This window comes from Prevotella sp. HJM029 (assembly GCF_000599605.1).
In the GTDB taxonomy this organism is placed as follows: Bacteria; Bacteroidota; Bacteroidia; order Bacteroidales; family Bacteroidaceae; genus Prevotella.
Genome location: NZ_AZHT01000094.1, coordinates 15,734 through 29,949 on the forward strand (window position 1 = coordinate 15,734; position 14,216 = coordinate 29,949).

Below are 14,216 nucleotides of genomic sequence, written 5' to 3' on the forward strand. Positions count from 1 at the left end.
TTTATGCTATGTTTCGAATTGGAGTGCGGCTCCACGATAACTTGTGTTGAATTGGCCATCATGCAAGACGATTGTTCCATTGCAAATGGTTGTCATCACCTGATGGTTGAAGACGTGTCCTTGCAGTGGACTCCATTTGCATTTACTTTGAATGCAATGGGTTGTCACTTGAAAAGGTGCTTTACGAACAATGGTTAAGTCGGCAAAATAGCCTGGGCGCAAGAAACCTCGTTTGTAGAGATGAAATCGTTGTGCAGGTTGATGGCACATGAGCTCGACTACACGCTCATAAGGCAACACTCCTTGCTCGGCCAGTTCAAGCATCAACGGCAATGAAAATTGTACCATAGGCATGCCCGAAGCAGCTTTTACACAGCCTCCTTGCTTCTCGCTAAGTAGATGGGGTGCATGGTCTGTACCAACGGTGGTGATACGTCCATCTGTTAAAGCGTTGCGAAGTGCTTGGCGATCCCACTCTGTTTTTACGGCGGGGTTACACTTGATGCGTGCACCTAAGGTGCCATAATCGGCATCTGTGAAATAAAGATGTGCCACAACCGCTTCAGCCGTAATGTGGTCGTCATGGCCAAAGAGTTCTAACTCACGCGCAGTTGTAAGGTGCGCCACATGTAGGTCTGTGCCATATTGTTTCGCTAAGGCTACGGCTACGGCTGTGCTTTGGTAGCAGGCGTCCTCACTTCTTATGATAGGATGGAGTTTGATGTTGGGATCGTCTTGTATTGCTTTTTCCTGTGCTAAATTCTTTGCAATGAGTTGGGTGTCTTCGCAATGAGTTACTAATGGTAGGTCTAAATCAGCACAAGTTTTGAAGATAGCCGCCAATTTGTCCTTCCCTTCAACAAGCATGTTGCCCGTGCTGGCACCCATGAAAAGTTTAATGCCGGGAAAAGCATTGCGAGGAACCTGAGAAAAAGAGGCCATATTGTCGGACGAAGCACCATAGAAAAAGCTGTAATTGATATGACTTTTCTCAGCAGCTAAAGCCATTTTACTTTCCCATGTTTCAAGGGTTGTCGTTTGGGGCTGTGTGTTGGGCATTTCCATGTAGGATGTAACACCGCCAAAAGCTGCAGCTCGACTTTCACTTTCGATGTCACCTTTTTGGGTAAGTCCTGGCTCACGAAAGTGCACATGGGTATCGATGATACCTGGCATAACCAAACACCCCGAGGCATCTATTGTGTTATCATAGATTTCTCGAGGTGTCTCTCCTGTTTTATAAAGTGCGGTTATCCGTTGATCTTCAATGAGCACATCGCCCAGAAAGGACTTCCCTTCATTGATAATCGTTCCGCCTCTGATAATCTGTCTCATGCAGCTTCTTGAGTTTATTGTGCAGAAGGTTGCGCCATTTCATTGGGTGTTGGTGCCGGATTTGTCGGTGTCTGTATAGCCTGTCCATTGGAATTTCCTGTTGCAGGCTCTTGCTCGCGCAACCCATTCATGATTTGTTGGTTTTCTTGTGCTTTCTTATAATAATCTTTCACATAGGGATCGTTTTTAAAGTGTTCGGTAGCTTTACTCATGATGTCTTCTATCCAAGGTGTGAGTTCTGGATATTGATAGCCGATGGTAACCATGAAGAAAACTCCGGGACCAAGCACGTTGTCGAAATTCTCTGTGACGAAGTTCGTTACTAATTCATCTTCACGTTGCGACAAGAGGGACGCTTCATTGTTCAAATGTTCATTTACAACGTCCATATTACGCCCATTCATGATAGCTTGGTCATGTTTGTGTACTAACTCAGCTTCTTGATTTTTTAATTGGTTGTAGCGATTAATGAATTTGAATAGTTTGTCGTTTAAGGGGGTACCACTGACAGTCTGTTGTGCATTGTCAATCTTTACAACAATGTCTCCACCTTCAATTACAAGTGGCAAGACACTTTCTTCGTCCATAAAGATGTTGGCCATACGCACTGAATCGATACTACCCGAGAAATGGAATTGCCCATGTATAACATCACAAGAATCAATGGCTTTAAACTCATTATCTTTTAAAACTTTGAGGTAAAGCATGCGGCCGTCTAAGTTTGAAACATTAGAAGTACCCGTTATATTGTAGCTGTCCGTACACGATGTCAAAGCCAAGAGCGTCATAATGGCGTATAAGACTTTCTTCATAATTGTTTTTCTTGTTGTTGAAACAAAGTTAATATGTAATCTTGATGTGCGAAAAAAAATTCATTCTATTTAATTGATAGTTCTTATCTTTTAGTTTTTTTTCGTACTTGTTCCTTATAATAGCTGCTCTTACTGGATTCCTCTTTCTTGTTTTTCTAGCAGATAGTCTATGCGGTGTGTTGCATAAACTTCGAGGATAGCGGCGATAAGTAATAGCAGTACCCATTTATTGTAAATATAAGTGATGTAGCTTTCTTGATTTTCGAAAGCTGGTCGTAAGAAATTATAGGTGCTATCAACAATTAATATACCTGAGATGACAAATAATAAATCAGCTACGTTAAGGATACACTTTAAGCGTTTAATTGTAAGCATATTACCTTCGTAGGCCTGCATCATGTGTAATGTGGAAAAAATGAGACTTCCTATGAGTGCAATCCAGCATGTAATGGAAGGAGCAAGCATAAAAACATAGCACCCAATTCCTGTAACCATGAGTATACCTCCCAACATAAACAGGAAGCTTTCTATTTTATTTAATTTCTTCATTCTCGTTTTGGGACTTTTCGTCATCACTCAAAATATAAATATCTTCGTCATCTGCCTTCATAAAGTAGCGTTCACGTGCAATCTTTTCTATAGCTTGGGGATGACGCCTTAATTCATTTAGCTGACGTGAATCGGCCTCATATTGGTTGTTGTATTTCTCTATTTCAGCTTTTAAGTCGCCAATTTGTAAATCTAATTGTATGCGTTTCAATACACTATTCTCATCGAATACGCCTACGATGAGTGTGCCAACAACAAGCACGATTAAATATTTATAATGTGCAAGGAGATTGAGAATATGATTGAAACGAGCACCCATGTCCATTTATTTGTTTGCAAAGATAATAATTTTTGCTATCTTTGCAACATCAATCTACAAAAAATGGAAGAATATATAGTATCGGCTCGAAAGTATCGCCCGATGAGTTTTGATGCGGTAGTGGGACAAGACTCGCTTACAACGACGCTGAAGAACGCTGTAAAAAGTGGAAAATTGGCTCATGCCTATCTCTTCTGTGGCCCGAGAGGAGTGGGAAAAACAACTTGTGCACGCATTTTTGCAAAGGCCATCAACTGCGAAACACCTACCGAAGCGGGCGAGGCTTGCAACGTCTGTGAGAGCTGTAAGGCCTTTAACGAGGGACGTTCTTATAATATTTTTGAATTGGATGCTGCGAGCAATAACTCGGTAGAAAACATCAAATCGTTGATGGAACAAACACGCATCCCGCCGCAGGTGGGGCGCTATAAAGTGTTTATCATCGATGAGGTGCACATGCTTTCAACGGCTGCTTTTAATGCTTTTTTGAAGACGCTCGAAGAACCACCTGCACATGTGATATTTATTTTGGCCACGACGGAGAAGCATAAGATATTACCAACCATCTTGTCGCGGTGCCAGATTTATGATTTTGAGCGCATGACAGTGCCCAATATTGTGGCGCATCTCAAGCAAGTGGCAGCAAAAGAGAATGTTGCTTTTGAGGAGGAAGCCTTGGCTGTGATTGCCGAGAAGGCTGATGGCGGCATGCGCGATGCACTGTCAATTTTCGACCAAACAGCCAGTTTTTGTCAGGGAAATATCACGTATCAAAAGGTGATAGAAGACTTGAATGTGCTTGATGCCGAAAACTATTTCAAGGTGCTTGACTACGCCTTAGAAAATAAAGTGACCGACGTGATGGTACTATTAAATAATGTGTTGCGCAAAGGTTTCGATGGAGGACATTTCATTAACGGGCTGGCTCAACACATCAGAAACGTATTGATGGCACACGATGCTGCAACACTTCCACTGTTGGAAGTGAGCCAACAACAGCAAACTAAGTATCAGCAGCAAGCGCAAAAGTGTTCTGTGAAGTTTCTTTATCGGGCATTAAAGTTGCTCAATCAATGCGATGTCAATTATAAGCAGAGTAGCAACAAACGTCTTTTGGTGGAACTTACGCTCATACAAATGGCGCAAATCACCCAAGACGATGATGGCGCTGGTGCGGGGCGTAGCCCTCAACGTTTAAAAATCCTGTTTCAGAAAATCATTAAACACCAGTCAACGAAAGCGGCTTCTCAGGTGGCTGCGACTGGAGTTTCAGCGTCTGTGAGCAGTTATCAGACGCCTCCTGCCAAACCACAAGAAGTGAATGAGCCTCAACCGCAGCATGTTGTGAAGATAACGCCGAGTCAGAATGTTTCGCAATCTAATCCTGGAACGCTTAAGATGAATTTAGGAAGTCTTGGGATTACATTTAGTAGCTTGGATACGAAACCTGATGTAGTTCCTGTTGAAGAGGAGGTTACACCGGAGATTGATGCCAGACAGCAAGGAAAATTTACACAAGAAGCATTGGAAAATAGTTGGTTTGGTATGTTAAAACGCTTCCCTGAATCTCTTGTTGGACTGGGTGCGCGTCTACGAAATATCACACCCCACATAACGACTTATCCACGAATTGAATTTGTTTTTGATAACGAGTTGTTACTTCATGAAGCCGAAAAACAAAAGGCACGTATAAAAGTTACATTGGCTCAGGAACTGAAAAACGGGCAAATCGAACTTGATTGGCGCGTTGCCGAAAGTCATGAGATTAAGAAAATATTGACGAAACGTGAACTCTTTGATAAACTGAAAGAGCAAAATGGTGCATTGTCTAAGTTGTGTCAGGCACTGCAATTGGATATCGTATAAAGCAATCTACATACATTTATTTTTATCATAAATCATCCCGATAAAAACAATGAAGCATATTGTTGTTGAAATAACGGCGGCACTCGAAGCGCTGTCTGCTGCCGAGAAAAAAGCGATTTTCCCAAAGTTTTTCAGAGCCGGAAAGGGCGAATATGGTGAAGGCGATCGCTTTCTTGGTGTGGTTGTTCCGCAGGTGCGGGCTGTGGCCAAGCAATACCGCAATCTGACGTTAGACGAGTTGCATGCATTGTTGCAATCAGAGTGGCACGAGGTGAGACTGTGTGCCTTAACCATATTGAAAGAGCAGTTCAAAAAGGCTGATGATATGTTGCGTAAACAGCTTTTCGATTTCTATCTTGCACACACTCAGCGCATCAATAATTGGGATTTGGTAGATTGTTCTTGCTATGCTGTTGTGGGTGAATACTTGCTCGACAAACCGCGCGACATCCTCTATCGATTGGCAGAAAGTCCTCTTCTGTGGGATAATCGAATAGCGATTGTTTCGACCTTCGCGTTCATTCGCAAAAATCAACTCGACGATGTTTATGCGTTAAGCGACCAGCTGATGCACCATCCGCATGATCTTATTCATAAAGCTGTGGGCTGGATGCTGCGAGAAGCCGGTAAACGCAATCCGCAACGGCTTTACGATTATGTGATGAGCCGTCGTGTTGAGATGCCTCGCACGATGCTACGCTATGCTATTGAGAAATTTTCGCGAGAGGAACGTGCCATATTGATGGCTGTTACAGAACACAACTTTCGCATCATAGAATAAAAATGAGAACGATGACAACAAGAAACAAAGCACAAACGAAAATTCTATTCATTTGTTTAGGTAACATTTGTCGCTCGCCGGCTGCACATGCAGTGTTTCAGAAAGCCATTGAGGAGCGAGGCCTAACCCATCATTATATGGTCGATTCGGCAGGTATTGGCGATTGGCATGTGGGGCAATTACCCGACAAACGCATGATGGCACAAGGTAAAAAACGTGGCTATTGCATCAATCATCATGCGCGACAATTCACGAATGACGATTTCCAATATTTTGATTATATTGTGGTGATGGATGATGATAATTATCGCATTGTTCATCGGCGTGCTAAAAATGAGGAAGAGCGAAAGAAAGTAAAGAGAATGGCTGACTTTTTTACAGTGCATAAGGAAGCAAACTCTGTACCTGATCCGTATTATGGAACAACATGCGATTTTGATTATGCACTCGATTTGATAGAGGATGGTGTGAAGGGGCTACTTGATAAACTTGGGTAATACAACAAAAAAAAGAGCCTATCTCACGACAGGCTACTTTCTCAAATACTACATTAATTATCTTTTCACTATTTTACTTAACACGACGTAAACAGTAATGTTCCCACGGAACTTTAGATGTTGCAAAGGTAAAGACTATTTCTTGAATACTTGTTGTAAAAATAGTGGTAGTTATTTCCATAAATGAGTAAAATACATATTTTTAAACCGGAACTCATCTGAAATGCTTATGAGTAAATAATAGGCGTGGTGTTTTTTTGTTTGGTGAAATCTCAAGGAAGTATTGAACTCCCCGATAGAATTAAGGAGAGTATATTCTTTAAAATCCGAAATTGCAGTTGTGTAGATAAGAATAGCGCTTCAATCTCTTTGTTTTGGTTAACTTTTAAATAAGTTTTGTTGTGAAAGTTTTCAAAAAAGAAATTTTTAAATAAAAATAGTCGCGTAGGGATTTTCTTTTCTGGAAATATAATCCTAATTTTGCAGCACAAAAATCACGAATAATAATAAAAATGAACACCAAAAAGATTTTCAGCTTTGATGAGGCTTTTCAAGCGACTTTATCCTACTTTGGCGGCGACGAATTGGCAGCCCGTGTGTGGGTGAATAAGTATGCGATGAAAGATAGCTTCGGAAATATTTATGAAAAGAGTCCTGTAGATATGCATTGGCGGATAGCCAACGAAGTAGCGCGTATAGAAAAAAAATATAAGAATCCTTTGACGGCACAGCAAATTTTTGATTTGTTGGATCATTTTCGCTATATTGTTCCTGCAGGAAGTCCTATGACGGGTATTGGCAATACACAACAAGTAGCAAGTTTGAGCAACTGCTTTGTGATAGGGTTGGATGGTAAGGCTGATAGTTATGGTGCTATTATGCGCATCGATGAGGAACAGGTGCAGTTAATGAAACGTCGTGGTGGGGTAGGACATGACTTGAGTCATATTCGTCCGAAAGGAAGTCCTGTGAATAACTCTGCGCTGACATCAACGGGGTTAGTTCCGTTTATGGAGCGTTATAGCAATTCAACGCGCGAGGTGGCTCAAGATGGTCGTCGTGGCGCATTGATGCTTTCGGTGAGCATAAAACATCCCGACAGTGAGGCTTTTATTGATGCTAAAATGGAGGAAGGAAAGGTCACGGGTGCCAATGTCTCTGTGAAATTAGACGATGTGTTTATGCAGGCGGCCATTGATGGTAAAACCTATGTGCAGCAATGGCCCATTGATAGCGATTTGCCTTTGGTGAAGAAAGAGATTTCTGCGCGTGACTTATGGCAAAAGATAGTGCATAACGCTTGGAAGAGTGCCGAACCAGGCGTATTATTTTGGGATACCATTTTGCGCGAAAGCATTCCTGATTGTTATGCAGACCTTGGTTTTGCTACCGTGAGCACTAATCCTTGTGGCGAAATTCCCTTGTGCCCTTACGATTCGTGTCGTTTGCTGAGCATCAATCTTTTCAGCTATGTCGATAAGCCTTTTACAGCTGATGCGACGTTTAATTTTGATAAGTTCAAGCAGCATGTGCAGTATGCGCAGCGCATCATGGATGACATCGTTGATTTGGAAATGGAAAAGATAGACCAAATCATTGAAAAGATTAAGGCTGATCCCGAAAATGATGAGGTGAAAGAGACGGAATATCACCTTTGGGAAAAGATAAAACGCAAGAGCAGCATGGGGCGTCGAACGGGCGTAGGAATAACGGCTGAGGGTGATATGTTGGCTGCATTGGGCTTGCGCTATGGCACAGAAGAAGCTACGGATTTCTCGGTGTTGGTGCATAAAACGTTGGCGCTAAATGCCTATCGCTCCTCGGTGACGATGGCCAAGGAGCGTGGCGCTTTCGAAGTGTTCGATGCGCAGCGTGAAGCTAAAAATCCGTTTGTCTTACGTTTGAAAGAGGCCGATCCGGAACTCTATGACGATATGAAGCGTTATGGACGCCGCAATATTGCCTGCCTGACGATTGCTCCTACGGGAACCACATCGCTCATGACGCAGACAACCAGCGGTATCGAACCAGTCTTCATGCCTGTTTACAAGCGTCGTCGCAAGGTCAATCCTAATGATACGGATGTGCATGTAGATTTTGTCGATGAGGTGGGTGATAGCTTTGAGGAGTATATTGTTTACCATAGTAAATTCTTGCAGTGGATGCAAGTCAATGGATTTGATACCGAGAAGCGTTATACACAAGATGAAATAGATGCATTGGTGGAGAAATCTCCTTATTATAAGGCAACGGCAAATGATGTTGATTGGTTGATGAAAGTGAAAATGCAAGGTGCTATTCAGCAGTGGGTAGATCATAGTATTAGTGTAACTGTAAACTTACCCAATGATGTAGATGAGGCCTTGGTAAATCGTCTTTATATAGAGGCATGGAAGAGTGGTTGTAAAGGATGTACCATTTATCGTGATGGAAGCCGTGCAGGAGTAATGATTTCTGTTTCAAAAGATGATAAGAAAAAAGGTAAACACGCTGAAGGTGCTGATGTACAGGATATGGGCAAAGAGAGTCTGCCTTGTAAGCAACCAGAGGTGACTGAAGTTCGGCCAAAAGAATTAGAGTGTGATGTTGTGCGTTTTCAAAACAATAAAGAAAAATGGGTGGCCTTTGTAGGGTTGCTCAATGGCTATCCTTATGAGATTTTTACTGGTCTACAAGATGATGAGGAAGGTATTGTATTGCCTAAGAACGTGACAAAAGGTAAAATCATTAAGTCGACAACAGCTGAAGGCGTACATCGTTATGATTTCCAATTTGAGAATAAGCGTGGTTATAAGACAACCGTTGAAGGATTAAGTGAGAAGTTCAATCCTGAATATTGGAATTATGCAAAGCTGATTTCAGGCGTGTTGCGTTACAGGATGCCTATTGAACATGTTATGAAGTTGGTTAGCTCTTTGCAACTTAAAGATGAAAGTATCAATACTTGGAAGAATGGCGTTGAGCGTGCTTTGAAGAAATACATTATTGATGGAACCAAAGCTAATGGACAGCAGTGTCCAGTCTGTGGTCACGAGAGCCTTGTCTACCAAGAAGGATGTCTCATTTGTACCAATTGTGGTGCAAGTCGTTGTGGCTAATATATCGCAAAACTTTTCATGGCGATGAAAATACAATCCAGTGAGATTATATTGCGAAACCTGCGGTTTCATGCCTTCCATGGTGTGATGCCGCAGGAACGTTTAGTAGGCAATGATTATGTGCTCAATTTGCGGATAAGCTACCCATTGGCTGTTGCGGCCACGAGTGATAAAGTGGCTGATACGCTCAACTATGCCGACGTGTATGCCTTTGTAGCCGAGGAGATGAATCAACCCTCGGCTTTGGTCGAACATGTGGCACAGCGCATTGCCCAACGCTTGAAGCATGCTTTTCCTCGTATTACATCCATTTCTTTGCAATTACTCAAGTGTAATCCGCCAATGGGGGGTGATGCTGATGGCGCAGGCGTAGCATTTACGTTTGTTTCTGAAGAATAGAAAGCCATTTCGGCCGTGAAAATTCGAATCCGTTGACTTTCTTGGGTATTTCCTCGTCGCATAACCATTCTATATTTTGTTGTTGAAATGCCTATGCCTTGTGGGGGCGAAATACACATCCTTTATAATTTATCTGCTATTTTCTTGTCGTTTTCAATAGAATTCTTTAATTTCGCGGCCATAAATTTGGATTACACGATGACATATAGTGTTTTTGAGCTGCAGAAGATTTCCTTTTTTGCATGGGATTTAGGCCATCCAAATAATAGTGCAGCATGCGCGTTATAGATTAATTCTTCAGTAAGATTCTTCGATGTACATTATAATTTCTTTAATAAAATAACGTATGATTCATTTTAAATCTTCATGGATGGTTTGTGCCATCCTAACAATGAGCAGTGCGCAAGCTGTTGCGCAAAAATCGTTTAAATTCACACGTGAGAACTTGTTGCCCAAAGAGATGAAGGGCTTCGTTGCTCCGGCATTGTTGACAAAACTTGCGCCCGATGACACTTACAAGTTTGAAGGTACGCAGCAAACCATTGGCGTGTTGCCCGAACAGATGAATTTAGGAAAGGGTAATGGCATTAATGTGAAGTCAGGTGCAGCTAAATTTACGATGGAAGTCTATTACACCAAGAAGCCTGTGTTTAAAAAGAAATATGATTTTCAGCAGCCCAAATATGATGGCGACCCCTATGCTGGCGTATGTATTCGCACAGAATATAGTTTAGGTGTGGCTTGTAAGATTAAAGACGCGGAAGGGAAGACCTTGGTAAATTTCACGGTCATCGACTCTAATTATGTCGACAAAAACTATGTGGGTTATGATGCTGCGGCGAAGCAGATTGTCATCACCGATAAGAATAGTGCGAAGAAATGGGGAACAGAGGAGGTAGCCGGAAGCTATTTTGCTGAGCATGCTGGTGCCATTCAAGGTTTAACGGCCAAAAAGGCTCTCGATTATGCCGGCAATAGTTTGGCACAGGATGTTCAACTCTTTTTGGTTGGTGACAAGTATAGCAAACTGCAATATACTGCTGTAGCCGAAAAGGTGCAGGCCGCTTATCCTGAAGAGGCGAAATTATCGGCCGAAGCTGCACCACTTTATAATCAATGGTTGCAAGATGTCAATAGCGAGAAACTTAATCAGCAGTTCGTTGATTTGAGCCAACGGTTTGCCCATCTCAACGTCGAAGGTAAGTCTACTGATTATAAGTATTTTGTTTACACCAATGCGGCTCTGCTTTCAGCAATGGGAAGAGATTTTAAGGCAGCCAACCAATATGGCCTTTTAGCCAATGCCAATGATCCCAATAGCTGGAAGCCTGCGGTGAGCAACACGCTGTATTGCGTTTACAATCTATATATGTTGCGCAAACTCATGGCTGAACGTCCGACTCCCGAAACGCTGATCGATTTAGCCGGTGGTGCTGCAAGCATCTATCACAAGAGTAAGTAAATCACACTATAGCCTCTACGCGAGCCCTTATCATAACATTTTTGGTTGATAAGGGCTCGTGTTTTTTTGTTGCGAATGTCACGTCTTATCTTTGCAGATACGTGCCCATTCTCTGTATTCATCAGGCATGCTAAAGTGGTGGCGTATAAAAAATTTTGTTTATCTTTGCAGACACGTCGGGACAAAGGGTGCTCCGTCACGTTTCTTTAGCTTGAACAAAAGCACGATTTCTAACAACAAATGGATATGCAATGAAACAAAGAACAAATTATGGGAACTGGGTTCCCGCTACAATCCTGCGCATCAGCTACGGTTGTGCTGTTGCTTTTCTACTGTTATTTTTCTTCTCCGCGTTTTGCTGGCACAACTTCTGGGCTGCCGTCATCGCCGGTCTTTTGGCACTTGCTGCAGTCGTCATCGCGGTTTTCATGCAGGTGTGTCACCACACCTTTTCCTTTAATGGCGGGGGACTGATGGGCGAAATCCACCAGTTTCTTATCGACCATCTTGATTGGGATGGCCACGGGACGCTTCTTGATATTGGCTGCGGAGCCGGCGCGCTCACCAATCGTTGTGCAAAGCAATTTCCCGAGGCCACGCTGCAGGGAATGGACTATTGGGGCATGGGCTGGGACTATGCCAAGGAGCAATGCGAGCGAAATGCCGAGATTGAAGGGGTGGCCGACCGTGTGACTTTCAGCAAGGGTGACGCTTCAAAGCTCGATTTTGCCGACGAAAGTTTTGATGCGGCGGTGAGCAACTTTGTTTTCCACGAGGTGAAGACCCAGCCCGACAAGCGAGAAGTGGTGCGCGAAGCACTGCGTGTGGTGAAAAAAGGTGGTGCTTTTGCTTTTCAAGACCTTTTCGGCAGCAAAGCGCTTTATGGCGACATGGACGCATTTGTTGAAGAACTGCGTCGCGAGGGGATTGCAGAAATCCACTGCATGTTGCACGTTGAAAAGCAAGATTTCATCAAGCGGCATCCGCTCATGTGCCTCATGTTGCAGAACATGGGACTGATTTATGGCATAAAATAGGCTGTAGGGCCGAAACAACGTGAGAAAAACGGCTGTTCCCAATGTTGGGAACAGCCGTTTTTCAGCATTTTGCCCGCTCCCAAAGTTGGGAACGTCTGTTTTTACCATTTTCATGTGTTCCCAAAGTTGGGAACAACCGTTTTTCGAGAATTTGCTTGCTCCCAAAGTTGGGAACGCCTGTTTTTGCCATTTTCATGTGTTCCCAAAGTTGGGAACAACCGTTTTTATGCGTTTATGAAAGTCCGCATCCGTTGACTTTTTGGGGATATTCAGCCGTGAAAGTCCGCATCCGTTGACTTTTTTGGGGTATTCGGCTGTGAAAGTCCGCATCCGTTGACTTTTTTGGGGTATTCGGTTGTGAAAGTCCGCATCCGCTGACTTTTTTGGGGATATTCAGCCGTGAAAGCCCGCATCCGCTCACCGTTTTGGGGTATTCAGCCGTGAAAATTCGCATCCCTTGCTATTGCTGCGAAAGGGATGCGAGTGCCGGTGGCTACCATGTGAAAGAGATTCGGAAGTTTTCTGACGAATTGCTGAAACTCTGATTGAGCGCAGTGGGATTGCCATTGCTGTCAAGCGTCCATTTAAGATTGGCTTTATCACCAGATTTTTCGGATTGCAGCGGCAGATTTTTGCTTGGCTTCCCGAGCAGTCCGGCATAATAGGCCGCCTCGAGGTAGTCGAGATCGGCATCGAGTGTGGTGGCGAAAAGCATCACACCCGTTTTGTTTTCAATCCGTCTGGTCGAAGCCGTGGCATAGGTGATGGTGGTTACTTCGGTGGGTTTGCCCGCGGCGGTGGTTGTTGTTTTCACGACGTTGCCATTTTGATATTCAAGAACGATGTGCTTCTTGTCGGCCGAGCATTTCGCGTCCTTCAGTTGGTTGTCGGCGTTGTAGGCAAAATCCCACGTTGCTTTCCCGGCGATGTGGTCGTTGCGGTAGTGGGTCTCTTTGGCGTGGGTCACAAAGCCGTTCCGGTTGAGATAAAGCTCATAAACGTGTTTGTCGGGCTCATCCGTCTCTGTTAATATCACTTGCGGTGCTTGGGTCGACCCTAAGGCAACATCCTTATATTCAAACGTGATTCTTTCATCGTCATTGGGCTCTGCAAGCTGGATGAGCTGTCCCTTTTCGTTCAGGGTGAGCACTTTCTCTGAGATCTTCTTGGGCAATCCTAATGGGAAAACGTTGCGCGGATTAACGTCCGTTCCGTTGACCATCTTTTGTTCGGGTTCGTCACTGTTGTCTTTGCTGCACGATGTCATCATCGCGATGCCCGCGGTCAGGGTGACCATGAGGGCGAGTTGGAATAATTTTCTCATCTTGTTGAATTATAAAAAAATAAAAATTTGATGCTAAGAATTTTATCAAGCGGTGCAAAGGTAGCAGAAAACGGGGAGAGCGGCAAATCTTTTCAGGTTTTTTTTGTCAATCGTGGGCTCGGCCGGCGCTTTCAGTCCGAAAAACATTCGCCTCCCATGCCATGATGATGGCCATCACGCCCGAATAGCTTTTGATGCCTCCGTCGACGTGTATGCCTTTGTAGCCGAGGAGATGAATCAACCCTCGGCTTTGGTCGAACATGTGGCACAGCGCATTGCCCAACGCTTGAAGCATGCTTTTCCTCGTATTACATCCATTTCTTTGCAATTACTCAAGTGTAATCCGCCAATGGGTGGTGATGCCGATGGCGCAGGTGTCGCATTTACGTTTATTTTTGAAGAGTAAATGTAGTAAGTTGCGTAAAATACTAACTAAAACTTATAAATGCTATTCAATATGCAAATAAGTTAGAGTATTCATGCGATTGATAGAATGCTTGATAAAAGATTTTTGTGTTTGGTGAATGATGGATTTTTATAGCTATTTACTCACGCGAACATTATAATACGCAATGAACGTAGATGGGTAAAGCTTGTTTTTTTATTACTAAAAAATAAATCCCAATCAATTTTTTTCTAAAAAGATTTGGAGTTTGTAATATTTTGCATTACCTTTGCACTCGCTTTTGAGGACGAAGGTTTTCAAGTAGCGTTTTCTGCGCCTGTTGAAACGGGTG

The 14,216-nt window shown here is 43.3% G+C and carries 13 protein-coding genes; 8 read left to right on the forward strand and 5 right to left on the reverse strand.

The genetic code is table 11. From position 1 onward, the window contains the following. Positions 1-6: 6 nt before the first annotated feature. The 4 genes from X919_RS0105385 to X919_RS0105400 form a co-directional block, all read right to left on the reverse strand. Positions 7-1,335, reverse strand: a complete 1,329-nt coding sequence (locus tag X919_RS0105385; protein WP_028899310.1) for a dihydroorotase — start codon at positions 1,333-1,335, stop codon at positions 7-9. A gap of 14 nt (positions 1,336-1,349) precedes the next feature. Next, on the reverse strand, positions 1,350-2,147 hold the full coding sequence (locus X919_RS0105390; protein WP_028899311.1) for a DUF4369 domain-containing protein: 798 nt from the start codon (positions 2,145-2,147) through the stop codon (positions 1,350-1,352). 129 nt (positions 2,148-2,276) lie between these two features. Further along, entirely contained in the window at positions 2,277-2,696 is a 420-nt protein-coding gene (locus X919_RS0105395; RefSeq protein ID WP_028899312.1) for a hypothetical protein, read from the reverse strand. Next, the gene (locus X919_RS0105400) at positions 2,680-3,015 is read right to left on the reverse strand and encodes an FtsB family cell division protein (RefSeq protein WP_028899313.1); all 336 of its coding nucleotides are present in this window, start codon (positions 3,013-3,015) and stop codon (positions 2,680-2,682) included. The genes X919_RS0105395 and X919_RS0105400 overlap by 17 nt, the downstream gene beginning before the upstream one ends. Before the next feature lie 63 nt (positions 3,016-3,078). On the opposite strand from X919_RS0105400, the gene X919_RS0105405 reads away from it, so the two are divergent. The 7 genes from X919_RS0105405 (at position 3,079) to X919_RS0105440 (ending at position 12,155) form a co-directional block, all read left to right on the forward strand. Beyond that, positions 3,079-4,881 carry a DNA polymerase III subunit gamma/tau gene (locus tag X919_RS0105405; protein WP_028899314.1) on the forward strand — a complete coding sequence of 601 codons (1,803 nt, stop codon included), beginning with the start codon at positions 3,079-3,081 and terminating at the stop codon, positions 4,879-4,881. 49 nt (positions 4,882-4,930) lie between these two features. Continuing rightward, positions 4,931-5,662: a DNA alkylation repair protein gene (locus X919_RS0105410; protein WP_028899315.1), complete on the forward strand. Its 732-nt coding sequence runs from the start codon at positions 4,931-4,933 to the stop codon at positions 5,660-5,662. Between the two features lie 11 nt (positions 5,663-5,673). Further along, on the forward strand, positions 5,674-6,159 hold the full coding sequence (locus tag X919_RS0105415; RefSeq protein ID WP_028899316.1) for a low molecular weight protein-tyrosine-phosphatase: 486 nt from the start codon (positions 5,674-5,676) through the stop codon (positions 6,157-6,159). A gap of 512 nt (positions 6,160-6,671) precedes the next feature. After that, entirely contained in the window at positions 6,672-9,257 is a 2,586-nt protein-coding gene (locus X919_RS0105420; protein ID WP_028899317.1) for an adenosylcobalamin-dependent ribonucleoside-diphosphate reductase, read from the forward strand. Positions 9,258-9,281: 24 nt separating this feature from the next. Next, entirely contained in the window at positions 9,282-9,656 is a 375-nt protein-coding gene (gene folB / locus X919_RS0105425) for a dihydroneopterin aldolase (RefSeq protein WP_028899318.1), read from the forward strand. Positions 9,657-10,002: 346 nt separating this feature from the next. Next, the gene (locus X919_RS0105430) at positions 10,003-11,118 is read left to right on the forward strand and encodes a type I restriction endonuclease (protein ID WP_253270089.1); all 1,116 of its coding nucleotides are present in this window, start codon (positions 10,003-10,005) and stop codon (positions 11,116-11,118) included. Positions 11,119-11,369: 251 nt separating this feature from the next. Beyond that, complete coding sequence (locus X919_RS0105440) at positions 11,370-12,155, forward strand: class I SAM-dependent methyltransferase (protein WP_028899320.1); 786 nt, start codon at positions 11,370-11,372, stop codon at positions 12,153-12,155. Positions 12,156-12,648: 493 nt separating this feature from the next. Here X919_RS0105440 and X919_RS0105450 read toward each other — a convergent pair whose 3' ends face one another. After that, positions 12,649-13,479: a DUF4595 domain-containing protein gene (locus X919_RS0105450; RefSeq protein ID WP_028899321.1), complete on the reverse strand. Its 831-nt coding sequence runs from the start codon at positions 13,477-13,479 to the stop codon at positions 12,649-12,651. A 112-nt stretch (positions 13,480-13,591) separates the two neighbouring features. Here X919_RS0105450 and X919_RS14890 point away from each other — a divergent pair, with 112 nt between their 5' ends. Beyond that, the gene (locus X919_RS14890) at positions 13,592-13,885 is read left to right on the forward strand and encodes a dihydroneopterin aldolase (RefSeq protein ID WP_253270090.1); all 294 of its coding nucleotides are present in this window, start codon (positions 13,592-13,594) and stop codon (positions 13,883-13,885) included. Positions 13,886-14,216 lie beyond the last annotated feature (331 nt).